Below are 21,586 nucleotides of genomic sequence, written 5' to 3'. Positions count from 1 at the left end.
TTGAGCCTTCATGGATTGGTCTGCCCTCCAGGTTTCACTGCTGCTCGCTGCCTTGACCACGCTGGTCCTGTTGCCGCTGGGGCTGGCGCTGGCGCGCTGGCTGGCCGTCACCCGTTGGGTTGGGCGTCCGCTGGTAGAGGCTTTGCTCTTGCTGCCTTTGCTGCTGCCGCCCACCGTCATGGGTTTTTATTTTCTGGTGGCGCTCGGCCAGGGCAGTGCCTTGGGCAGCTGGCTGGCCAGCCATCTGGGGCTGCGGCTGGTGTTCAGTCTGCAAGGGCTGCTCTTGGTGAGCGTGCTGGTCAACCTGCCTTTCATGGTGCAGCCCATTCAGCGCGCCTTTGCCGCCGTGCCGCACAGCTTGCGTGAGGCGGCCTGGGTGTCGGGTCTGTCGGCCTGGCAAACCTTCTGGCGCATCGAGCTCCCATTGGCCTGGCCGGGTCTGTTGGCGGGCATGGCGCTCACGGTGGCGCACACGCTGGGCGAGTTTGGCGTGGTGCTCATGGTGGGCGGCAACATCCCGGGCGAGACGCGCACGTTGTCGGTCTCGCTGTACGACAAGGTGCAGGGGCTTGAGTTGCAATCGGCCCATGTGATGGCGCTGGCGCTGGTGGGCGCCTCGGTGCTGGCGCTCACGGTGGTGCTGGCTTTTGACCGCATCGGGCAGCGCCACCGCGCCCTGCAGGAGCGTTGATGAGCGGCTTGTCTGTGCGCCTGCAGTCCTGCACGCCGATTCGGCTGCAGGCCGAGTTCGACTGTGCACCGGGCGAGCTGGTGGCGCTGGTGGGCCCTTCGGGCAGCGGTAAGACCAGCTTGCTGCGGGCCATGGCCGGTTTGTGGTCCGCGCCCGATCTGCAGGGGCAAATCGTTTGTTCAGGGCAGTCCTGGCTGGATTCGGCCGCTGGCGTGCGCACCCCCCCGCAGCAGCGGCGCGTGGGTTTGGTGTTCCAGCATTACGCGCTGTTTCCGCACATGGACGTGCTGGCCAACGTGGCTTTGGCCGCAGGTGCCGCCTGGTCGCCCCCGGCGTTGACGGGCTTGCTCGAACGCCTGGGCCTGTCGGGCCTGCTGCAGCGCAGGCCTGCGCAACTGTCGGGCGGGCAGCAGCAGCGTGTGGCGCTGGCACGGGCCCTGGTGCGGGTCATGCCCGCGCCGGGCCAGGGGCCTGAGGCCGCCTCGGGCGTGTTGCTGCTCGATGAGCCTTTTTCTGCGGTGGACGCGCCCACCCGCCAAACCCTTTACCGGGAGCTGGCCGCTTTGCGTCAACAAGTGGCCGTGCCCATGGTGCTGGTCACGCACGACCTGCAAGAGGCCCGCCGCCTGGCCGACCGGGTGGTGATCATGGACGCGGGCGAAACCCTGCAGACGGGCACGCCCGAGCGCGTGTTCGCCAGCCCACGCAACGCCCGCGTGGCCGAGCTGGTAGGCATCCAGAACCACTACAAAGGCCGTTTCTTCAAGCAGTCCCCGGGGTGGGGGCGCCTGGCCTGGCAGGGGCAGAGCGGGCAGATCGATGTGCGTGTGATCGACAAGAACAAGATCGACGAGGGCATGCCTGTGACCTGGGTGCTCAATGGTGAAGGGGTCGATGTGCTGCCGCACGATGCCCCGGCCAGTGCCGACCCGCGTCTCAATTGCATGCGTTGCCAGCTGCGCGAGGTCTTGCCCCTGGGCGAGATCAGCCTGTGTACGTTGGTGCCCGAAGGCCTGCCTGACCAGCGGATCACCTTGAACCTGACAGGGCGGGTGCTGCACCGCTTGGGTGCGGGCCCGGGCCAGTGGGTGCAGCTGGAGCTGGCGCCCGAGGCGCTGCACATCATGCCCGTGCGCTGAGCACCCGAGGCGCCGCCCAGCGGCAGGCACAAAAAAACCCGCCAAGGCGGGTTTTTTGTGGGGGCCTGAAGGATCAGGCCATGAACACGGCGATGAAAGCCAGCAGGAAGATCAGCAGGGCACCGACGACGGGGATCACCACCGGGATGTGCTTGACCACGGCTTCGACCGGATCGTTGGACGTTTGTTCGTTGTGAGCAGACATGGTGTACCTCAAACTCTGTGATGGACGCTATTGTAGCCAATCGGGCGTTTCGTCAGCCTGACGGTCGGCCCGGCAGCTGTTGGGGCGTTCATTCGGCCACGATCTTGCGCTCGCGGATCACGCGGCCCCACATCGCGGTTTCGCTGGCCATGTAGCGTGCCAGCTCGTCGCGCGTGCCCGGCATGGGGGTCAGGCCATGCTTGTTGAGCTGCTCGACCACGTCGGGCGTGGTCAGGACCTTGACGAGTTCGGTGTTCCAACGCTCCAGCACGGGTTTGGGCACTTTGGCCGAGGTCACGAAGGCGTACCAGTTGGTGGCGTTGAAACCCGCAAAACCCGACTCGGCCACGGTGGGCAACTTGGGCAAGGCGGCCATGCGCTGCGTGCCCGTGCTGGCCAGCGGGATCAGCTTGCCCGCTTCGATGTGCGGCGCTGCGGTGGCCATGGTGGCAAACCAGCCGGTGACGCGCCCGGCCAGCACGTCCTGCAGGGCCGCTGCACCGCCCTTGTAGGGCACATGCAAGGTGTCCAAATTGGCCATGTCGTTGAGCAGTTCACCTGCCAGGTGCGAGGCCGAGCCCGGCCCGGTGGACGCGAAGGTCAGCTTGCCGGGGTTCTTGCGGGCGGTGGCGACGAAGTCGGCAAAGGTCTTGATGCCTGCGCCCGGGTGCACCACCAGCACGTTGGGAAAGTTCACCGCCATGGTCAGGGGCGCGAGGTCTTTGACCGGGTCGTAGGGCAGCTTCATCATGTGCGGCGCGATCGACAGCGGCCCCACCGAGCCCAGCAAAATCACGCTGCCATCGGCCGGGCCAGTGGCCGTGAACTGGTGCGCGATGTTGCCCCCGGCCCCGGCCTTGTTGTCGACCGTGACCGACACGCCCAGGTTTTCGCCCAGCCGTTTGGCGATGATGCGCGCACCCGTGTCGGCCGCGCCGCCCGCCACAAAGCCCACCACCATGGTGATGTTCTTCTTGGGCGGAAATTCTTGTGCCAAGGCCTTGGGCGCTTGCAAGGCCAAAGCCCCAGCCAGCAGACCGGCGCTGCCCAGCACAACGGCGCGGCGCAGGGTCAGTGGGTGTGATGCAAAGAGGGTGTTCTTGTGTTTCATGGGAAGCCTTCATCAACAGAGCCGCCACCTTAGCAGCGTTGGAAAAACCGGGCAGTCGCGCGGGTGGCGAGCCCCCGGTTGCAGGGGGTCACATCAGTGCATAAGTCGTGCTCGCACGGAAGACGCTCTTGCCGTCGTCGGCGCCACGCAGGTCGATTTCGCCAAAGGCCATGCTCTTGCCCGCCCGCAGCACACGGGCGGTGATGAGGGCATCCTGGCCCGACAGGGGTTTGAGAAAGGTGCTCGACAACTGCACCGTGCTGCACGGCTTGAAGCTGCCAAAGTGGCTGATCAGCGCCAGCACCATGGCGGTGTCGGCAGCAGCCATCATAGCCTGCCCGCACAGCATGCCGCCCACGCGCGAGAGCTGGTCGCTTTGCGGCAGGCGCAGCGTGGCTTCGCCCGGGCCGAAACCTTCTACGCGCAGGTTCAGGGCCTGCACCCAGGGCGCAAACAGCTCGGCCAGGGCTTGCTGCAGTTGTTCGGTGGTGACGTGGGTGGGGTGCATGTGGGGCGGTTGTGTGCTTTGGACAGACCCATTTTGACGCACAGTGTTGATCGGGCAGTCACGCCTGTGGCTCGGCACGCTATGCAGCCCCTGACGTCTGCGCTAAGGTGTCTGCACGGCAACCACAAGAGCAAGCCACCATGAGCGATTCAGAAGTTCGGGTCACCCGGCAAGGCCCGGTCACCATCGTATCGATCAACCGCAGCCAGGCGCGCAACGCGGTCGACCGCGTGACGGCGCAGCAGCTGGCCGACGCGTTTCGCGCCTTCGATGCCGACCCCGATGCGGCCGTGGCCGTGTTGCACGGCGAGCACGGCACTTTTTGTGCGGGCGCTGACCTCAAGGCGCTCAACGACGATGCGCGGCGCAACCGCCTGGACCCCGAGGGCGATGGGCCCATGGGGCCGTCGCGCATGCTGCTGTCCAAGCCGGTGGTTGCGGCCATCGGCGGGCATGCGGTGGCGGGCGGGCTGGAGCTGGCGCTGTGGTGCGACCTGCGCGTGGTGGAGCGCTCGGCGGTGCTGGGTGTGTTTTGCCGCCGCTTTGGCGTGCCCCTGATCGACGGCGGCACGGTGCGCTTGCCTCGGCTCATTGGCCTGTCGCGTGCGCTGGACTTGATCCTGACGGGGCGCGCTGTGGGGGCCGAAGAGGCACTGGCCATGGGCCTGGCCAACCGCGTGGTGGACGACGGCCAGGCGCTGGCCGCCGCCGTGGCGCTGGCCGAGCAATTGGCGGCCTTGCCGCAGACCTGCCTGCGCAACGATCGCCGCTCGGCTTATGAGCAGTTCGGCATGGGGTTGGACGAGGCCTTGGCCCACGAATTCGCTTTGGGCCAGCAGACCCTGGCCAGCGGTGAAGCGTCGCGTGGGGCGCGGCTGTTCGCGTCGGGGGCGGGGCGCAGCGGTCAGCGGCTGGACGGCGCCTGAGTGGGCATGAAAAAAACAGGCACCTGGTGGTGCCTGTTTCAAACGGAGATGCCCCAGCGCTCAGGGGCGGTGCTTCTCAATCACAGCCTTGACCGCATCCGACAGCGCAAAGCCAGCGCCGTAGCGCGCGGCCAACTCGGCGCTGCGCTGCGTGAAGCGCTCCACGCCTTCAGAGTAGATGAACTGCATGGCGCCGCCCGTCCAGGCCGGAAAGCCGATGCCGAAGATCGAGCCGATGTTGGCGTCGTGGGTGGAAGTCAGCACGTTCTCGGCCATGCAGCGGGCGGTCTCGATCGCCTGGCGGTACAGCAGGCGGTCTTTGAGTTCGGCCAGCAGGGCTTGCGGGTCGCCCGTCAGCGGTTTTTCAAAGGACTTGAGGCCGGGCCACAGCTGCTTTTTTGCCCCTGCCGGGTAGTCGTAGAAGCCGCCGCCCGCAGCGCGGCCGGGGCGGTTCAGTTGCTTGACCATTTTTTCGGTGAACAGCTCACCGCGTGTGGCGGTGTAGGTCTGGCCGTCGGCGGCGAAGTCGGCGCGCGTCTGATCGAGCACATGCACCGACAGCGAGAGCGAGGTTTCGTCCATCACCGCCAGCGGGCCCACGGGCATGCCTGCAGCCAGGCCCGCTTGCTCGATCAGCGGCGCGGGAATGCCTTCGTCCAGCATTGCCGCGCCTTCCATCACAAAGGTGCCAAACACGCGGCTGGTGAAAAAGCCCCGCGAGTCGTTGACCACGATGGGGGTTTTGCCGATGGCCAGCACATAGTCGTAGGCGCGGGCCACCGACTCGTCGTCGGTGTCCTTGCCGCGGATGATTTCCACCAGCTTCATCTTGTCGACGGGCGAGAAGAAATGGATGCCGACAAATTTGGCAGGCCGCTGGCTGGCCTGGGCCAGCCCGGTGATGGGCAAGGTGGAGGTGTTGGACGCGAAGGTGCCGCCAGCGGCCATCACCGCCTCGGCCTCGCGGGTGACCTGCGCCTTGAGGGCGCGGTTTTCAAACACGGCTTCGATGATCAGGTCGCACCCGGCCAGCGCCGCCACATCGGCGGTGGGCTCGATCAGGCCCAGCAGCGCGGCTTGCTTGCCCGCGTCCATGCGACCCTTGGCCACCTGCTTGTCGGTGATCTGGCGGCTGTAGTCGCGCCCGGCCTGGGCTTTGTCCAGCGTGACGTCGCGCAGCACGCTCGGGATGCCGCGCGCGGCGTTGGCATAGGCGATGCCTGCACCCATCATGCCCGCGCCCAGAATGCCGACCTTGGCGGGTTTCCAGGGCGCGATGCCGGCAGGGCGTGACTTGCCTGCCTTGATGGCGTTCAGGTTGAAGAAGAACGCGGTGATCATGTTCTTGGCGTTCTGCCCCACCATCAGTTTGGCCAGCTTGCGGCTTTCGATGCGGCAGGCGGTGTCGTAGTCGACCTGCGCGCCTTCGACCATGGCCTCCAGAATGGCTTGCGCTGCCGGGTACAGGCCATGCGTCTTGTTGAACATCATCGCGGGCATCACGGTCAGGCCTTGCGCGATCTTGGGCGACGAGGGCGTGCCGCCGGGCATCTTGTAGTCCTTGCGGTCCCAGGGCTGGTTGATCTGCGGGTTGGCCTCGATGAAGGCCAGACCCATCTGGTGCAACTCGTCGGCGCTTGCGGCCAGGCCGTTGACCAGGCCCATCTCGAGCGCCTGGTGCGGGTTGAAGAGCTTGCCTTCCATCAGGTAGGGCTGTGCACCCATCAGACCGAGCAGGCGCGTCATCTTGGTGATGCCTGTGGCGCCGGGCATCAGGCCCAGCGACACCTCGGGCAGGCCGAGCTGGATCTTGGGGTTGTCGAGCGCAAAGCGGGCGTGGCCGATCAGCGCAACCTCCCAGCCGCCGCCGAGCGCGGCGCCATTGACCAGCGAGACCACGGGCACGCCCAGGGTCTCGATGCGGCGAAAGGCTTTTTTGAGTTTCTCGATGCCCGTGAAGCCTGTGGCCGCATCGGCGGCTTTGAGCTGGAGCACGCCTTTGAGGTCAGCGCCTGCAAAAAACGTGGTCTTGGCCGAGGTCAGCAGCACACCGCGCAGCTGCTCGCGGTCTGCGGTCAGGCGCTCGGCCAGCGTGACCATGTCGGCCTGCCACTGCGGCTTCATGGTGTTGACCGGCGAGCCGGGTTCGTCGAAGGTGACGGTGGCGATGCCTTGATCGAGGGCGTAGCGGATCGTTTCCATGTTCATACCCGTTCAATGATGGTTGCAATGCCCATGCCGCCACCCACGCACAGGGTGACCAGGCCGCGACGCAGCTGGCGGCGTTCGAGCTCGTCGAGCACAGTGCCGATCAGCATCGCGCCTGTGGCGCCCAGGGGGTGGCCAAGCGCAATCGCGCCGCCGTTGACGTTGACCTTGTCATGCGAGACACCCATCTCGGCCATGAACCGCATGGGCACGGCGGCAAAGGCTTCGTTGACTTCAAACAGGTCGATGTCGTCGATGGTCAGGCCCGCCTTGGCCAGCGCCTTGCGGGCCGCAGGCATGGGGCCCGTCAGCATGATGGTCGGGTCTGCGCCCGACAGGGCCGTGGCCACGATGCGGGCGCGGGGCGTGAGGCCCAGCTCGCGGCCCTTGGCCTCCGAGCCGATCAGCACGGCTGCTGCGCCGTCCACGATGCCTGATGAATTGCCTGCCGTGTGCACGTGCTGGATGCGCTCGACCTGTGGGTAGCGGGCCAGCGCCACGGCGTCAAAGCCCATGGCACCCAGCTCGCTGAACGAGGCCTTGAGGCTACCCAGCCCTTCGAGGGTGGAGCCGGGTTTGATGAATTCGTCTTCTTCGAGGATGGGCAGACCCATGTCGTCGGCGACGGGGATGACCGATTTTTTGAAGCGGCCTTCAGCGCGTGCAGCGGTGGCGCGGCGCTGGGATTCGAGCGCGTAGCTGTCCACATCGTGCCGCGAAAAGCCGCCCAGCGTGGCGATCAGGTCGGCGCCGATGCCTTGAGGCGTGAAGCCGGTGTCGCAGTTGGTGGCCGGGTCTTGCGCCCAGGCGCCGCCGTCCGAGCCCATGGGCACGCGCGACATGCATTCCACGCCGCCTGCGATGACCAGGTCTTCCCAGCCGCTGGCGACTTTTTGGGCGCCCAGGTTGACGGCCTCCAGGCCCGATGCGCAAAAGCGGTTGACCTGCACGCCCGAGACGCGAAAGTCCCAGCCGGCTTTGAGCAGCGCTGTTTTGGGCAGCACCGCGCCTTGGTCACCGATGGGCGTGACGCAGCCCATCACCACGTCGTCGACCTGGGCCGAGTCAAAGCCGTGGCGCTGGCGCAGTTGTTCGAGCAGGCTGCCGAGCAAGTCGACGGGTTTGACTTCGTGCAGGCTGCCGTCTTTTTTGCCTTTGCCACGGGGCGTGCGCACCGCGTCAAAGATGAACGCATGGGTCATGGGTTTCTCCAGGGTGGGCCGGGTGGCTCAGGGCAAACCCGGCGATTGACAAAGCCATTATGGGTGTGCACACTGAACAAAGCAAGTGCTTGGTTGACAACTTTGGGGAGGCGTTTCAGCCCCGAAAAGCCAGCACATCACGGAGAGCGTATGGGCTACAAAAGTGTGTTCCGCCCCGGCCTGTTTCAGGGTCAGGCGGTGATCGTGACGGGCGGTGGCTCGGGCATCGGGCGCTGCACCGCGCACGAGCTGGTCAGCCTGGGGGCGCGCGTCGCGCTGGTCGGGCGCAAGAACGAAAAACTCCAGGCCGTGCAGGCCGAAATTGCCGCAGTCGGCGGCACAGCGTCCGTCCATGTGTGCGACATCCGCGAAGAAGCGCAGGTGCAGGCCACCGTGGCCGATGTGCTGGCCGCGCACGGCCGCATCGACGGGCTGGTCAACAACGCGGGCGGTCAGTTTCCCTCACCCCTTGAAAAAATCAGCGCCAAGGGCTGGGACGCGGTGGTGCGCAACAACCTCACGGGCGGCTTTTTGATGGCGCGCGAAGCCTACACACAGTGGATGGCGCAGCACGGCGGTGCCATCGTCAACATCATTGCCGACATCTGGATGGGCATGCCCAGCATGGGCCACTCGGGTGCGGCGCGGGCGGGCATGCTCAACTTCACCGAGACCGCCGCCCTGGAGTGGGGCCCGGTGCGCGTCAATGCGGTGGCCCCGGGCTGGATCGCGTCCAGCGGCATGGACCAGTACCCGCCAGAGATGGGGCCACTGATCCGCAGCATGGGCAAGATGGTGCCAGTGCAGCGCATGGGCACCGAAAGCGAAGTCTCGGCCGCCATCGTGTTCCTGCTGTCCGAGGCTGCGGCCTTTGTGTCGGGCGCGTGTTTGCGTGTGGACGGTGCCGCGCCCAACGCCAAGCGCGTCTGGCCCGAGGTGGGCAAAGGTGGCCAAACGGCGGCCTTCAATGGCTTTCACCTGGCCACCACGCCTCGGGTACTTCAGGACGCGCCATGAATGCCAACAGGGAACACATGCTGGCGATGATCGCGCAGTGGCGCGGCATCGAAGCGCGCACGCGTGCGCGCAGCGCACAGGCGGGTCCGCTGTATGCCAAACGCGACCAGCTGCTGCCGCGCGAGCGGGTGCAGCGCCTGCTGGACCCGGGCACGCCGTTTCTGGAACTCTCGTCGCTCGCAGGTTGGCTGCAGGACACGCCCGACCCCGACAAGTCCACCGCAGGGGGTGGGCAGATCGTGGGCATCGGCCTGGTCTCGGGCACGCGGGCGCTGGTCGTCGCCGACGACGGCGGCATCGACGCGGGCGCGCTGCAGCCCATGGGGCTGGAGAAGCTGCAGCGCGCGCAGCAGATCGCGCTCGACAACCGCCTGCCCTTCATTCACCTGGTCGAGTCGGCCGGGGCCAACCTGCTGCAGTACAAGGTCGAGCAGTTCGTCCACGGCGGGCGCAATTTCTACAACCTGACCCGCCTGTCGGCAGCGGGCATCCCGGTCATTGCCGTGGTACACGGGCCGTCCACCGCAGGCGGTGCGTACATGACGGGCCTGTCGGACTACGTGATCATGGTGCGTGGCCGGGGCCGCGCCTTTCTGGCCGGGCCGCCGCTGCTGAAAGCGGCCACGGGCGAAGTGGCCGACGACGAAACGCTGGGCGGTGCCGACATGCACGCCAGTGTGTCGGGTCTGGCCGAGTACGTGGCCGAAGACGATGCGCACGGCATCGGCATGGCGCGTGAACTGGTGGCGTCGCTGGGCTGGCAGGCGCAAGGCACGGTCTGGCCCGATGGTGCCGCGCCGCTGCAAGACCCCGAAGGCCTGCTGGACCTCTTCTCGCCCGACCTCAAGACCCCGGTGGACATGCGGGACGTGATTGCCCGCATCGTCGACGCCTCGGCCTTTCTGGAATTCAAGGAGGCCTATGGCAGCGCCACCGTGTGCGGCCATGCATCGATTGCCGGGCAGCGCGTGGGGATCGTCACCAACAACGGTCCGATCGATCCGGCGGGCAGCACCAAGATCACGCACTTTGTGCAGTCCTGTGACCAGAGTGGTTTGCCCATCGTGTGGCTGCAAAACACCACCGGCTTCATTGTGGGCAAGGACGCCGAGCAGGCGGGCATGATCAAGCACGGCTCCAAGCAGATCCAGACGCTGTCGAACGTGCGCGTGCCGCAGATCACCATCCAGTGCGGTGCCTCGTTTGGCGCAGGCAACTACGGCATGTGCGGGCGAGGCTTTGGCCCGCGCTTCTTGTTTGTCTGGCCCAACGCCCGCACGGCGGTGATGGGGCCGCAGCAGGCCGCAGGCACCATGGGCATCGTGCTCGAAGACGCGGCCCGGCGCAAAGGCGAAGCGCCCGACCTGGCCAAACTGCAGTCCCTGCAGGACAAGATCGTGCAGACGTTTGAACGGCAGATGAGCGCTTTCTACACCTCGGGTCTGCTGCTTGACGACGGCGTGATCGACCCGCGCGACACGCGCCGCGTGCTGGCGCTCACGCTGAAGATTTGCGCAGAAGCCGAACAGAAAAACCTGCGCCCCATGCAGTACGGCGTGGCTCGCCCCTGAACCTTTTCCACCCTATCGCCCAGGAGACTTCTCATGCAATTGACCCATGAACACGAAGAGCTCAAGCGCAACCTCAAGCGCTTCATCGACGACGAGATCAACCCGCATGTGGACGAATGGGAAAAGGCCGAAATCTTTCCGGCCCACGAAGTCTTCAAGAAGCTCGGTAACTTGGGCTACCTGGGTCTGACCAAGCCCGAAGCCTATGGCGGCTCGGGCCTGGACTACTCGTACTCGGTGGTAATGGCCGAGGCGCTGGGCCACATCCACTGCGGCGCTTTGCCCATGGCCATTGGCGTGCAGACCGACATGTGCACCCCAGCGCTGGCGCGCTTTGGCTCGGACGCCTTGCGCGCCGAGTTCCTGGCGCCCGCCATTGCGGGCGACATGGTGGGCTGCATCGGCGTGTCCGAGCCGGGCGCGGGCTCGGACGTGGCCTCGGTCAAGACCACCGCCCGCAAGGACGGGGACGACTACATCATCAACGGCGGCAAGATGTGGATCACCAACAGCCTGCAGGCCGACTGGATGTGCCTGCTGGCCAACACGTCTGATGGCCCGGCCCACAAAAACAAGAGCCTGATCATGGTGCCCATGAACACGCCGGGCATCACGGTGGCCAAGAAGATCCGCAAGATCGGCATGATGGCCAGCGACACCGGGCTGATCCACTTTGACGATGTGCGTGTGCCCCAGCGTTACCGCATCGGCGAAGAAGGCATGGGCTTCACCTACCAGATGCAGCAGTTCCAGGAGGAACGCCTGTGGTGCGCGGCCAATGCGATCCAGTCGCTCACCAACTGCATCGAGCAGACCATCGAATACACCGGCGAGCGCATGGCCTTTGGCCAGTCGGTGCTTGACAACCAGAGCGTGCATTTCAAGCTGGCCGAACTCAAGACCGAGGTCGAAGCCCTGCGCGCCCTGACCTACATGGCCACCGAACACTACCTCGCGGGTCAGGACGTGACCGAGTGGGCGTCCATGGCCAAGCTCAAGGCCGGACGCCTCTTGCGCACCGTGCCCGATGCCTGCCTGCAGTACTGGGGCGGCATGGGCTTCACCTGGGACAACCTGGTCTCGCGCCTGTACCGCGACGGCCGCCTGGCCTCCATTGGCGGCGGCGCCGACGAGGTGATGCTGGGCATCATCTGCAAGTACATGCACACCTTGCCCAAGAAGCGGTGACCCCATGCTGCGCACCGAACGCGATGGCCCCTGGTGGGTGCTTTGGCTCGACGCCCCGGCCAGCCGCAACGCGCTGACCGACGCGATGGTCAGTGGCCTGCAACAGGCCTTGAACGACGCCGCGCAAGACCCCTCTGTGCGCGCCGTGCTGCTGCGCGGCGCGGGCGGCACCTTTTGCGCAGGCGGCGACTTCAGCCGCTTTCGCACCCTGATGGCCGAGCCTGCGCCTGCGCAAGGCCCTGACCCCATCGCGGTGTTCAACCGGGCCTTTGGCGCGATGCTCGACGTGCTGGCGGGCAGCCCCGTGCTGACGATGGCCTGCATCGAAGGCGCGGCCATGGGCGGCGGCTGTGGCCTGGCCGCAGCCTGCGATGTGGTGCTGGCTACTGACACAGCGGTGCTGGCCACGCCCGAAGTCACGCTGGGCCTGCCCCCGGCGCAGATTGCGCCTTTTGTGGCGGCGCGGCTGGGCGAACGTCAGGCCCTGCGCCTGATGGCCAGTGCGCAGCGGGTGAACGCGACCGAGGCACAGCGCATCGGCCTGGTGGACGAGGTGGTGCCGCAGGCTGAACTGCCGCAGGCTTTGGCCGCCTGGCAAGAACGCTTGCGGCGCGCAGAACCGCAGGCCTTGCGCGCGACCAAAGCCATTCTGTCCCGTCGCAGGGTCAGCAGTCTGGGCGAAACGCTGGATTTTGCGGCCGAGGCCTTTGCCCGGTCCCTGCGCAGCGGCACCGCCAGCGAAGGCCTGGCCGCTTTGGGGGCCAAACGTGCGCCCGCCTGGGCCACACCGAAAGGCTTGCCATGAGTGCTTCAACCTTCGCCAGTCAGTTGCCCCTGCGGCCCTTTGACACCTTGCTGATCGCCAACCGGGGCGAGATCGTGGCCCGGGTGGCGCGCAGTGCGCGGGCGCTGGGCATCCGCACCGTGGCGGTGTATTCCGACGCCGACCGCGATGCACCCTTTGTCCACAGCTGTGACACGGCGGTGAGCATCGGCGGTGAGCGCCCGGCCGACAGCTACCTGCGCATCGACGCCATCCTCGACGCCGCACTCAGAAGCGGGGCGCAAGCCATCCACCCCGGCTACGGCTTTTTGTCCGAGAACGCCACGTTCGCGCAGGCCGTGATCGGCGCGGGGCTGGTGTGGGTCGGGCCACCGCCTGCCGCCATCGACGCCATGGGCGACAAGGCCAGCGCGCGCCGCCGCATGCAGGCCGCGGGGGTGCCCGTGCTGCCCGGCACCGTGGACGCGAGCGAAGACCTGGCCGCCTTGCAGGCGCAGGCCGAGCAGCTGGGCCTGCCGCTGATGGTCAAGGCCTCGGCCGGGGGCGGCGGACGCGGCATGCGCCTGGTCCAGGACGCCGCCAATTTGCCCGAGGCCTTGCAGGCCGCGCACGCCGAAGCCCGCGCCGCCTTTGGCGATGGCCGCTTGCTGCTCGAGCGCGCCCTGCTCGCGCCGCGCCATGTGGAGGTGCAGGTGCTGGCCGATGGTCATGGACAGGTGCTGCACCTGGGCGAGCGCGACTGCACCGTGCAGCGCCGCCACCAAAAGTTGATCGAAGAAGCGCCGTCGCCTGCGGTCAACCCCGCGCTGCGCCGCCGCATGGGCGAGGCCGCTGTGCAAGTGGCCCGCAGCGCGAGCGAAGCGGGCTATGTGGGGGCGGGCACGGTGGAGTTTTTGCTCGACGCCGATGGCAGCTTCTGGTTCATGGAGATGAATACCCGCTTGCAGGTCGAGCACCCGGTGACCGAATGCCTCACAGGGTTGGACCTCGCGGCCTGGCAGTTGCGCATCGCGGCAGGCGCGTCACTGGACATCACGCAGGACGAGGTGCTGCAGCGCTTCGAGTCGGGGGGACACGCCATCGAGGCGCGGCTGTGCGCCGAAGACCCGACAAACAACCATTTGCCGCAAGCGGGCAGCTTGCTGCGCTGGCAAGCGCCTGCGGGCTTGCGCTGCGATGCGGCGCTGCAATCGGGCATGCCAATCAGCCCGTTTTACGACTCGATGCTGGGCAAGCTGATCGCACACGGCCCCGACCGTGCGAGCGCCTTGCGTCAGCTGGCTGATGGGCTGGACCGCACCCAGTGCATCGGTTTGCCGACTAACCGCGCCTTTTTGACGCAGGTGCTGCGGCACCCGGTGTTTGCGGCGGGGGACTTCAGCACCGCCTTCTTGGGCCAGCACCTGCCAGCGCCTGTGGCGGCCAGTGCGGTGCACCTGCATGGCCTCTTGGCCGTGTGCCTCGCGGTCACGTCCGACATGCCACTGCCTGCGCTCTGGGCAGGCTGGCAGTCGGCGGGGCGTGTGGACACGGCGCTGCCCTTGCAGCTGCAGGGCGAGCGGCAAGTCTGGACGGTGCAAGGCCAGGGCGGTGCGTGGCAAGCGCACGGGCAAGACCATGAGGTCGCCATCACCGACTTGCGCAGGGCGGCTGACGGTCAGGTGTCGGCGATCGTCAACGGACAACCTGTGGAGGCGGTGCTGGTGCGCCAAGGTGATCAGTTCTGGTTGCAAGTTGGCCCTCTGGAGCTGCACGGCGAAGACCTGCGCTGGCAAGCGGCCAGCCGCGCCCAGACCGCCAGCAGCGGGGCGGTGCTGGCCCCCATGCACGGCCGCGTGGTGCGCGTCGAAGTGGCACCGGGCCAGAGCGTGCAGGCCGGTCAAACCCTGCTGGTGATGGAGGCGATGAAGATGGAACACCGCCTGCTCGCGCCCATTGCCGGGCAGGTCAAGGGCCTGCATGCCCGGGCGGGCGAGCAGGTGGCCGCGCGCCGTGTGCTGGCCGAAATCGAAGCGGCCGCTTGAGCACGGAGACGCCACCATGAGCCCCTACACCGCTGCCCACGAGGACTTCCGCGCCACGGTCCGGCAGTTTGTCGAGCGCGAGATCGCGCCCCATGTCAACGACTGGGACGAAGCCGCCGAGCGTGGCGAGTACTTTCCCCGTTCGCTGTACAAAAAAGCCGCCGACATCGGCCTGCTGGCCATCGGCTACCCCGAAGCCTATGGCGGCATCGCGGCCGACAACCTCTACCGCCTGATCGTGAGCGAAGAAGTCGCCAAGGCGGGCTCGGGGGGTGTGCTGGCGAGTCTGTTTTCGCACACCATCGGCCTGCCGCCCGTGGTGGCGCTGGGCTCGGAGGCCCTCAAGCAACGCATCGTGCCCGAGGTGCTGGCGGGCCACAAGATCGCGGCGCTGGCCATCACCGAACCCGGTGGCGGCTCGGACGTGGCGGCCATCCGCACCACCGCCCGGTTGGACGGTGGGGAGTGGGTGCTCAACGGCGAGAAGGTGTTCATCACCTCCGGCCTGCGCGCCGACTGGATCACGGTGGCGGTGCGCACGGGCGGGCCGGGGGCCTCGGGCCTGTCGCTGATCGCGGTGCCGGGCGATGCGCCGGGCCTGTCGCGCACGCCGCTGCGCAAGATGGGCTGGTGGTCCAGCGACACCGCGCACCTGCGCTTTGACGATTGCCGCGTGCCACACGACCACCTGATCGGCGAAGAAGGCGCGGGCTTTCGCGCCATCATGACGAACTTCAACACCGAGCGCCTGACGCTGGCGGTGGGGGCCTGGGCCTTTGCCAAGGTCTGCTACGACGATGCACTCGACTGGGCGCGCCAGCGCAAGACCTTTGGTGCGCCGCTCATCGAGCGCCAGGTCATCCGCCACAAGCTGGTCGATATGCAGATGAAGATCGCGTCCTGCCAACCCTGGCTGGAGCAGCTGGCGCAAAAACTGGACGCGGGCGACCACAGCCCCCGCACGGTGGCCGAGCTGTGCATGCTGAAAAACCACACGACGCAGACCATGCAGTTCTGCGCCGATCAGGCGGTGCAGATCCTGGGCGGCATGGGCTTCATGCGCGGCACGCGGGTGGAGCGCATCTACCGCGAAGTCAAGGTGATGATGATCGGTGGCGGCGCCGAAGAGATCATGAAAGAACTCGCGGGCAAGCAGCTGGGCATTTGAGCGCGTCATCCGCAGGCGTGCGTCAGCCCACCGACACGCGAAAAGGTTTTGGCCACCATGGGACCCTCATTCCGAGGAGTTCCACATGCACTTGTTCATTCGTTCCGTGACCGTCAAGCACGCCGCTTCGGCGGCGGCAGCCCTGCAGTTTGCCGGTGATGTGTGCGCTTATGTCAACAAGACCTACCAGGTCAACATGCGTTGTGGCATGGAGGTGTTCGGGCATTTGCGCATCCATTGGCTGCTGGACATGGACAGCGCCGACGCGGGTATGGCCATGAACCAGAAAATGATGGGCGATGCGGCCTACCAGGCCTTGCTCGGCAAAGGCAAGGATTTCTGGGTCAAGGGCAGCCTCAAAGACAAGCTGATCCGTTTGCCCCGTTGATGTGCGGATGAACCTGTCCACCCACCCCACGCCGCCCGCAGCGCTGTCCGACACCGCCCTGGTCTGGGACCGCAAGGTCAAGGCCCCTTGGGTGGCCATGACCGGTGGCCTGTCGCCCATCTCGCTGGGTTTGGCGCTGGCCGATTGGGCTTGGCATTTGGGCACATCGCCGGGCACGCGCATGCGCTTGCAGAGCGAGAGCGTGGACCACTGGCTGGCTTCGCTCAAGCAGGTGGGGTGTCAGGAACACCCGCATCCGGACAAACGCTACGCCGATCCGACCTGGGCGATGTGGCCGTTTTGCGCGCTGGCCAGCACGCACCACACCGCCGAGCAATGGTGGGCGCACGCCAGCCACCTGCGGGGCATGGAACACCACCACCAGGACGTGGTGCACCTGATGGCGCGGCAGTGGCTGGACATGCTCTCGCCCAGCAACTGGCCGCACACCAACCCCCAGGTGCTCATGACCACGCTGCAGACCCGGGGCGACAACCTGCGCCAGGGCTGGCACCACGCCTGGCAGGACATGCAGCGGCAGATCCATCCGCAGACGGCGATGGACGGCGACGCCGCCTACCGGCCTGGCATCGAGGTCGCCTGCACGTCCGGGGCCGTGGTGCACCGCAACCACCTGGTGGAGTTGATCCAGTACACGCCGACCACCGCGCAGGTGCAGCGCGAGCCGGTGTTCATCGTGCCCTCGTGGATCATGAAGTACTACATCCTGGACCTGTCGCCGCACAACTCGCTGGTGCGCTACCTGGTCGATCAGGGGCACACCGTGTACATGCTGTCTTGGCGCAACCCGGACGCCAGCGACGCCTTGCTCGACATGGAAGATTACCTGCGCCTGGGCGTGCTCAACCCGCTGGCCGTCATCACCGAGCGCACGGGCGGCGTGCCCATCCATGCGGTGGGTTACTGCCTGGGGGGCACGCTGCTGTCCATCGCTGCGGCTGCGCTTGCGCGCGATGAACCGATGCAGGACGCGCAGGCCATCGCCCCCTTGGCCAGCTTGACCCTGCTGGCCACGCAGCTGGATTTTCAGGATGCAGGCGAGCTGGGGGTGCTGCTGGACGAAGCGCAGGTGGCGGTGCTGGAAGACAGCATGGCCGAAAAAGGCTTTTTGACCGGCAGGCAGATGGGCGGCTCGTTCCAGTTCCTGCATGCGCAGGACCTCATCTGGTCGGCCCGCATGCGCGAATACTGGCTCGGCGAGCGCATCAGCGCCAACGACCTGATGGCCTGGAATGCCGACGTCACGCGCATGCCCGCCACCATGCACAGCCAGTACCTGCACCAGATGTACCTGCACAACGACCTGGCCAATGGCCGCTACAAGGTCGAAGGCCAGCCTGTGTCGTTGGGTGACCTACGCATGCCAGTGTTTGCCGTGGGCACGCAAAAAGACCACGTCACGCCCTGGCGGTCGGCCTACAAAGTCCACAGCCTGACCCGTTCGGATGTGACTTTCGTGCTCACCAGCGGTGGCCACAACGCCGGCATCGTCTCCGAGCCCGGGCATGCACACCACCACTACCAGCTGCTGCACACGCCCTTGACCGCCGAGGCCACAGCGCCGGAAGTCTGGCAGCGCAAGGCCCCCCGTTTCAGCGGCTCATGGTGGCCCGCCTGGCATGCATGGTTGCGCAGCCACGGCGGCGAGCATGTGCTGGCCCGCGAGATCAGCCCGGCCGATGTGCTGGAGCCCGCACCGGGCAGCTATGTGCAGGTGCGCTACGGGGATTAGAGAGGCCAGTCAGGCTGCAAGCGTGGTGGCCATGACCGCTGCTGGCACCAGCGTGACTCTGGGACCAAAACTGGAAATGCTCGACAGGTTCACGTTGTGGTGCGCAATGATTTGCTCGGCCGATAACACCGTGTTGTCCAACGTGGTGTGGCCATCCGAAACCAGCGAAATGGCGTAGCCCAACGCCAATGCCCGGCGTATGGATGTGTCCACACAAAAATCGGTCTGGATGCCACCGACGATCAATTCCGTGATCCCTCGCGCTTGCAGTTGCGCATGCAGCGTAGTGTTGTGGAAGGCATCGGCGGTATTTTTATGAACCACAGTGTCTGCAGGAGACACTGTCAGCAGATGGGCAAATGCCCAGCCTGGCTCGCCGTACGCAAGCGGCCCTGACGTGGCGGCGTGTTGCACCATGAAAACGGGAGTTTGGGTCTGTCTTGCAGCTTGCGTGATCTGATTGAGCCGGGCGATCACTTCCGCGGCCTGGAAGGCTTGGTGAGGGCCGTCCTCAAAAACACGTTGCACATCAATGATCACGACTGCGCGATGCATCTTGATCCTTCGTCAGGGATTTTGTTCAATGATCATGGCGCGACCACCGCGCCATCAATCCGGTGCTGCGTGAGGGCATCGGCCACAAAGCCACTGGCCTTCATGTCGCTCACAAACCGGCTGAGCCGCTCGTGGGCGCTGGCGCTGCGGCTTTTGGGCAAGCCCATGGCCTGATCAATCACCATGAAGCGCCCGGGCAGCAGGCGCACACCAGGGGTGTGGCGCGCATCGGATTCGAGCTGCTGTTTGACGCCAGCCGCCACGTCGTAGGGGCCTGCCATGAAAAACGACACCACCTCGGGCGATGTCGGCGCGCGCACCAGCTGGGCCTGCTTGAGTTCGCGCGTGAGGAACAGGTCGTAGGCACTCCCCTTGCCGACCACCACGCGGTGTGCGGGGCGATCCACGTCTTCGTTTTTTTGCAAGGGCGAGTCTTGCCGGACGAGGTAGCTGCCTTCGATCTGCACATAGGCTGCAGTGAAAGCGATGCCCTGCCCACGCACCGGGTCGATGGCGAAGAAGCCGACATCGGCCTTCTCTTGCGTGACGAGTTCGACCGATTGGCCTGCCGAGCTGACCGGGATCAACTGCAGCGGCAGTTTCAACTGCGCAGCCAAGGCACGGGCCAGGTCCACCGACACGCCCACGGGCTCGCCCGTGGAGGGGTCTTTGCTGGCGAGGATGGGGTTGCCCTGGTTGATGACGGCACGCAAAGTGCCTGTGGGCGCGATGTCGGCGCGGGCAGTGTCTGTGGCAGATTGGGCCCAGGCGCTAGCGCACAGCGCCAGGCCCAGCACGGCGCAGGCCCGGCGGGTCAGCTTGTGCATGGCGCTCAGAACTCGACGCTCTGGCCTTCGGTCATGGGCACCACTTTCACACTGCTGCCCTTCATGGCGTCCTGGAACTCGGCCAGGGTGCCGGGGGTCAGCGGGTTGGAGTTGTAGTGCATCGGGATCACCATCTTGGGCTGGATCCAGTTGCGCGCCGCAAAAGCCGCGTCGTCGGGCGCCATGGTGAAGTTGCCGCCAATGGGCATCAGCACCAGATCGGGCTTGTAGCGCTCGGTGATGAACTTCATGTCGCCGAACAGACCGGTATCGCCCATGTGCCAGATCTTGAAGCCGTTTTCCAGCTCGATGATGTAGCCCACGGCTTCGCCCGCAGGATGCGACTCGTTTTTGTTGGTGGCGGGGTTCTTCCACACCAGCAGCGAAGAGTGCTCGGCCTGGACGGCGGTGACTTTGATGCCGGGCAGGGGCTTGACGCTGCCGGTCTTGTTGAAGCGGTGACCCAGATCGGCGGGCAGCACGCCCAGGGTGATCAGTGGCGTGACCATGTCGGCCGGGCCATAGAGTTTGGTGTTGTGCATTTTGGCCAGATCGGGGGCGTCACCGATGTGGTCCACGTGCGCGTGGGTGACCAGCAGCAGGTCCACCTTGCCCAATGCGGAGATGTCGGTCTTGTAGGGCGCAGGCGTTTTGGGACCGCCGGTGAGCCAGGGGTCAACCACAATGGTTTTGCCGCCCGGGGTCTTGATGCGAAAGCTCGCCTGGCCCAGCCAGAGCAGTTCGGTTTTGCCTGTCGCGGCAGATGCAGCAGGTGCTGCAGCGGTCTGGGCCGATGTGTGGTGTGCGCCAAAGGCCAGCAGGCCAGCCAACAGGCAAGCAGCGAAGCTGCGGGGTTGCAAGCGTTTCATCGAAAGTCTCCGTGGATGGACAAGAGGACCGGCGCTTGAGCCGGACAGGGCAAACCCATCTTAGGAGCAGGCAGAGACCTCGGTCAATCCGTGGGTATAACGTGGGTGACTCGCTCAGAGCCACCCATGCCAGATTCAGGTGCGCGCAGGCAGCACGGTGCCCACGCATTCGCCAAAGCCGATGCGGGCTGCGCCTTCGCGCTCGCACCAGCCGCGCAACACCACACTGTCGCCGTCTTCCAGCCAGGTGCGCTGCTCGCCGCCCGGCAGCGCCACCGGGTTTTTGCCACCCGTGGTCAGCTCGATCAGGGCCGCCGCCTGGTCGAGCGTAGGGCCAGACAGGGTGCCGCTGCCGAACAGGTCGCCCGGCTGCAGGTTGCAGCCGTTCACCGTGTGGTGTGCGACCATTTGCGCCACCGTCCAGTAGGCGTGGCGGTAGCTGGTGCGGCAGATGCTGGCGTCCGCCTGGCCTGCGGCGCGCATCTGCGCGGTTTGCAGACCGACTTGCAGCTGAATGTCGAAAGCGCCTTCGGCCCGGTTGGCCGCAGAGTCCAGATAGGCCATGGGCTGCGGATCGCCCTCAGGGCGGGTGAAGGCCACGCGGTAAGGGTTCAGCGCTTCGAGCGTGACGACCCAGGGCGAGAGGGTGGAAGCGAAGTTTTTCGACAGAAACGGGCCTAGCGGCTGGTATTCCCAACCTTGAATGTCACGCGCCGACCAGTCGTTGAGCAGGCAGATGCCGAACACATGGTCTTCGGCTTCGGTGATCGGCACCGGCTCGCCCAGGGCATTGCCGCTGCCAATGAAGATGCCCAATTCGAGTTCGATGTCCAGACGCTTGCAGGGGCCGAATGTGGGTTCGGTGGCCCCGGGGGGCATGGTCTGGCCCACCGGGCGGCGGAACTGCTGGCCCGAGATGCCAATGCTGGACGCGCGGCCGTGGTAGCCGATGGGCACCCATTTGTAGTTGGGCAGCAGCGGGTTGTCGGGACGGAATTGCTTGCCGATGTTGGTGGCGTGGTGCACCGAGGTGTAGAAGTCGGTGTAGTCGCCAATGCGGGCGGGCACGTCGTATTCGGCCTCGGCTTGCGCCACCAGGCACGCTTGCAAGGCCGCTTGTTCGGCAGCGCCTTCGCGCAGGGCGCGTGACAAGGCCAGGCGCAGTGCGCTCCAGGCCGAGCTGCCCAGCGCCATCAGGGCGTTGAGTTTGTCTTGCGCACCCGCTTGTGCGGCTGCTGCTGCTTCGCCTTTCAGCACGCCTGATTGGGCGAGTGCCGCCAAGTCCACGATCTGGTCGCCAATGGCCACACCGCCCCTGAAGGCTTCAGCCGAGCCTTGGCGGCGGAACACCGCGAACGGCAGGTTCTGGATGGGGAAGTCGCAGCCTGCGGTGTTGGCCGAGCCGACCCAGCTCTTCAAGGCGGGGTCATGGGTTTCGTTCAGGGTCGTCAT

The 21,586-nt window shown here is 66.2% G+C and carries 20 protein-coding genes; 11 read left to right on the top strand and 9 right to left on the bottom strand.

The window, feature by feature from the left end:
- The first annotated feature begins 10 nt into the window (after positions 1 to 10).
- Both modB and IC609_RS05985 read left to right on the top strand, forming a co-directional pair.
- Positions 11 to 691, top strand: a complete 681-nt coding sequence (modB, locus tag IC609_RS05990) for a molybdate ABC transporter permease subunit (protein WP_191818503.1) — start codon at positions 11 to 13, stop codon at positions 689 to 691.
- Positions 691 to 1,830: an ABC transporter ATP-binding protein gene (locus tag IC609_RS05985; protein ID WP_191818502.1), complete on the top strand. Its 1,140-nt coding sequence runs from the start codon at positions 691 to 693 to the stop codon at positions 1,828 to 1,830. Before modB ends, IC609_RS05985 begins: the two co-directional genes overlap by 1 nt.
- Positions 1,831 to 1,903: 73 nt before the next feature.
- Here the strand turns inward: IC609_RS05985 and IC609_RS16215 are convergent, their stop codons facing one another.
- From IC609_RS16215 to IC609_RS05975, 3 genes are all read right to left on the bottom strand, one after another.
- Positions 1,904 to 2,035 (bottom strand): hypothetical protein, encoded by a 132-nt coding sequence (locus tag IC609_RS16215; protein WP_269902667.1) that lies wholly within the window; start codon positions 2,033 to 2,035, stop codon positions 1,904 to 1,906.
- 88 nt (positions 2,036 to 2,123) lie between these two features.
- Complete coding sequence (locus IC609_RS05980; RefSeq protein ID WP_191818501.1) at positions 2,124 to 3,146, bottom strand: Bug family tripartite tricarboxylate transporter substrate binding protein; 1,023 nt, start codon at positions 3,144 to 3,146, stop codon at positions 2,124 to 2,126.
- An 88-nt stretch (positions 3,147 to 3,234) separates the two neighbouring features.
- Positions 3,235 to 3,654, bottom strand: a complete 420-nt coding sequence (locus IC609_RS05975) for a PaaI family thioesterase (protein WP_191818500.1) — start codon at positions 3,652 to 3,654, stop codon at positions 3,235 to 3,237.
- Between the two features lie 140 nt (positions 3,655 to 3,794).
- On the opposite strand from IC609_RS05975, the gene IC609_RS05970 reads away from it, so the two are divergent.
- Positions 3,795 to 4,580, top strand: a complete 786-nt coding sequence (locus IC609_RS05970) for a crotonase/enoyl-CoA hydratase family protein (protein ID WP_191818499.1) — start codon at positions 3,795 to 3,797, stop codon at positions 4,578 to 4,580.
- Between the two features lie 60 nt (positions 4,581 to 4,640).
- Here IC609_RS05970 and IC609_RS05965 read toward each other — a convergent pair whose 3' ends face one another.
- A complete protein-coding gene (locus IC609_RS05965; RefSeq protein ID WP_191818498.1) occupies positions 4,641 to 6,782 on the bottom strand; it encodes a 3-hydroxyacyl-CoA dehydrogenase NAD-binding domain-containing protein in 2,142 nt (713 codons plus the stop codon).
- 2 nt (positions 6,783 to 6,784) lie between these two features.
- Complete coding sequence (locus IC609_RS05960) at positions 6,785 to 7,990, bottom strand: acetyl-CoA C-acetyltransferase (protein WP_191818497.1); 1,206 nt, start codon at positions 7,988 to 7,990, stop codon at positions 6,785 to 6,787.
- 150 nt (positions 7,991 to 8,140) lie between these two features.
- Between IC609_RS05960 and IC609_RS05955 the strand changes: the two genes are divergently transcribed.
- From IC609_RS05955 to IC609_RS05920, 8 genes are all read left to right on the top strand, one after another.
- Positions 8,141 to 9,007, top strand: a complete 867-nt coding sequence (locus IC609_RS05955; protein ID WP_191818496.1) for an SDR family oxidoreductase — start codon at positions 8,141 to 8,143, stop codon at positions 9,005 to 9,007.
- The gene (locus tag IC609_RS05950; RefSeq protein ID WP_191818495.1) at positions 9,004 to 10,578 is read left to right on the top strand and encodes an acyl-CoA carboxylase subunit beta; all 1,575 of its coding nucleotides are present in this window, start codon (positions 9,004 to 9,006) and stop codon (positions 10,576 to 10,578) included. Before IC609_RS05955 ends, IC609_RS05950 begins: the two co-directional genes overlap by 4 nt.
- A gap of 33 nt (positions 10,579 to 10,611) precedes the next feature.
- Complete coding sequence (locus IC609_RS05945; RefSeq protein WP_191818494.1) at positions 10,612 to 11,766, top strand: acyl-CoA dehydrogenase family protein; 1,155 nt, start codon at positions 10,612 to 10,614, stop codon at positions 11,764 to 11,766.
- Positions 11,767 to 11,770: 4 nt separating this feature from the next.
- The gene (locus tag IC609_RS05940; RefSeq protein ID WP_191818493.1) at positions 11,771 to 12,571 is read left to right on the top strand and encodes an enoyl-CoA hydratase/isomerase family protein; all 801 of its coding nucleotides are present in this window, start codon (positions 11,771 to 11,773) and stop codon (positions 12,569 to 12,571) included.
- The gene (locus IC609_RS05935; protein ID WP_269902666.1) at positions 12,568 to 14,574 is read left to right on the top strand and encodes an ATP-binding protein; all 2,007 of its coding nucleotides are present in this window, start codon (positions 12,568 to 12,570) and stop codon (positions 14,572 to 14,574) included. Before IC609_RS05940 ends, IC609_RS05935 begins: the two co-directional genes overlap by 4 nt.
- Positions 14,575 to 14,590: 16 nt before the next feature.
- Positions 14,591 to 15,742 (top strand): acyl-CoA dehydrogenase family protein, encoded by a 1,152-nt coding sequence (locus tag IC609_RS05930; protein WP_191818492.1) that lies wholly within the window; start codon positions 14,591 to 14,593, stop codon positions 15,740 to 15,742.
- Positions 15,743 to 15,827: 85 nt separating this feature from the next.
- A complete protein-coding gene (locus IC609_RS05925) occupies positions 15,828 to 16,130 on the top strand; it encodes a hypothetical protein (protein WP_191818491.1) in 303 nt (100 codons plus the stop codon).
- A 7-nt stretch (positions 16,131 to 16,137) separates the two neighbouring features.
- On the top strand, positions 16,138 to 17,883 hold the full coding sequence (locus tag IC609_RS05920) for a PHA/PHB synthase family protein (protein WP_191818490.1): 1,746 nt from the start codon (positions 16,138 to 16,140) through the stop codon (positions 17,881 to 17,883).
- 9 nt (positions 17,884 to 17,892) lie between these two features.
- Here IC609_RS05920 and IC609_RS05915 read toward each other — a convergent pair whose 3' ends face one another.
- From IC609_RS05915 to fahA, 4 genes are all read right to left on the bottom strand, one after another.
- Positions 17,893 to 18,423 carry an isochorismatase family protein gene (locus IC609_RS05915; protein ID WP_333473642.1) on the bottom strand — a complete coding sequence of 177 codons (531 nt, stop codon included), beginning with the start codon at positions 18,421 to 18,423 and terminating at the stop codon, positions 17,893 to 17,895.
- A gap of 47 nt (positions 18,424 to 18,470) precedes the next feature.
- Entirely contained in the window at positions 18,471 to 19,265 is a 795-nt protein-coding gene (locus IC609_RS05910) for an ABC transporter substrate-binding protein (protein ID WP_191818488.1), read from the bottom strand.
- Between the two features lie 5 nt (positions 19,266 to 19,270).
- Positions 19,271 to 20,134, bottom strand: a complete 864-nt coding sequence (locus IC609_RS05905; RefSeq protein WP_191818487.1) for a metal-dependent hydrolase — start codon at positions 20,132 to 20,134, stop codon at positions 19,271 to 19,273.
- A 135-nt stretch (positions 20,135 to 20,269) separates the two neighbouring features.
- Positions 20,270 to 21,586, bottom strand: coding sequence for a fumarylacetoacetase (fahA, locus tag IC609_RS05900; RefSeq protein WP_191818486.1), 1,317 nt, complete (start codon positions 21,584 to 21,586; stop codon positions 20,270 to 20,272).

The organism is Limnohabitans radicicola, assembly GCF_014837235.1.
GTDB lineage: Bacteria > Pseudomonadota > Gammaproteobacteria > Burkholderiales > Burkholderiaceae_C > Limnohabitans_A > Limnohabitans_A radicicola.
This window is presented reverse-complemented; position numbering and strand designations above follow the sequence as displayed.

Excerpts from the sequence above, each read along its gene's own strand:
- IC609_RS05980 (WP_191818501.1), bottom strand. The coding sequence starts at position 3,146 with ATGAAACACAAGAACACCCTCTTTGCATCACACCCACTGACCCTGCGC.
- IC609_RS05925 (WP_191818491.1), top strand. The coding sequence starts at position 15,828 with ATGCACTTGTTCATTCGTTCCGTGACCGTCAAGCACGCCGCTTCGGCG.
- IC609_RS05985 (WP_191818502.1), top strand. The coding sequence starts at position 691 with ATGAGCGGCTTGTCTGTGCGCCTGCAGTCCTGCACGCCGATTCGGCTG.
- IC609_RS05970 (WP_191818499.1), top strand. The coding sequence starts at position 3,795 with ATGAGCGATTCAGAAGTTCGGGTCACCCGGCAAGGCCCGGTCACCATC.
- IC609_RS05965 (WP_191818498.1), bottom strand. The coding sequence starts at position 6,782 with ATGGAAACGATCCGCTACGCCCTCGATCAAGGCATCGCCACCGTCACC.
- IC609_RS05905 (WP_191818487.1), bottom strand. The coding sequence starts at position 20,134 with ATGAAACGCTTGCAACCCCGCAGCTTCGCTGCTTGCCTGTTGGCTGGC.
- fahA (WP_191818486.1), bottom strand. The coding sequence starts at position 21,586 with ATGACGACCCTGAACGAAACCCATGACCCCGCCTTGAAGAGCTGGGTC.
- IC609_RS05940 (WP_191818493.1), top strand. The coding sequence starts at position 11,771 with ATGCTGCGCACCGAACGCGATGGCCCCTGGTGGGTGCTTTGGCTCGAC.
- IC609_RS05910 (WP_191818488.1), bottom strand. The coding sequence starts at position 19,265 with ATGCACAAGCTGACCCGCCGGGCCTGCGCCGTGCTGGGCCTGGCGCTG.
- IC609_RS05920 (WP_191818490.1), top strand. The coding sequence starts at position 16,138 with ATGAACCTGTCCACCCACCCCACGCCGCCCGCAGCGCTGTCCGACACC.
- IC609_RS16215 (WP_269902667.1), bottom strand. The coding sequence starts at position 2,035 with ATGTCTGCTCACAACGAACAAACGTCCAACGATCCGGTCGAAGCCGTG.
- modB (WP_191818503.1), top strand. The coding sequence starts at position 11 with ATGGATTGGTCTGCCCTCCAGGTTTCACTGCTGCTCGCTGCCTTGACC.
- IC609_RS05950 (WP_191818495.1), top strand. The coding sequence starts at position 9,004 with ATGAATGCCAACAGGGAACACATGCTGGCGATGATCGCGCAGTGGCGC.
- IC609_RS05930 (WP_191818492.1), top strand. The coding sequence starts at position 14,591 with ATGAGCCCCTACACCGCTGCCCACGAGGACTTCCGCGCCACGGTCCGG.
- IC609_RS05975 (WP_191818500.1), bottom strand. The coding sequence starts at position 3,654 with ATGCACCCCACCCACGTCACCACCGAACAACTGCAGCAAGCCCTGGCC.
- IC609_RS05960 (WP_191818497.1), bottom strand. The coding sequence starts at position 7,990 with ATGACCCATGCGTTCATCTTTGACGCGGTGCGCACGCCCCGTGGCAAA.
- IC609_RS05955 (WP_191818496.1), top strand. The coding sequence starts at position 8,141 with ATGGGCTACAAAAGTGTGTTCCGCCCCGGCCTGTTTCAGGGTCAGGCG.
- IC609_RS05945 (WP_191818494.1), top strand. The coding sequence starts at position 10,612 with ATGCAATTGACCCATGAACACGAAGAGCTCAAGCGCAACCTCAAGCGC.
- IC609_RS05935 (WP_269902666.1), top strand. The coding sequence starts at position 12,568 with ATGAGTGCTTCAACCTTCGCCAGTCAGTTGCCCCTGCGGCCCTTTGAC.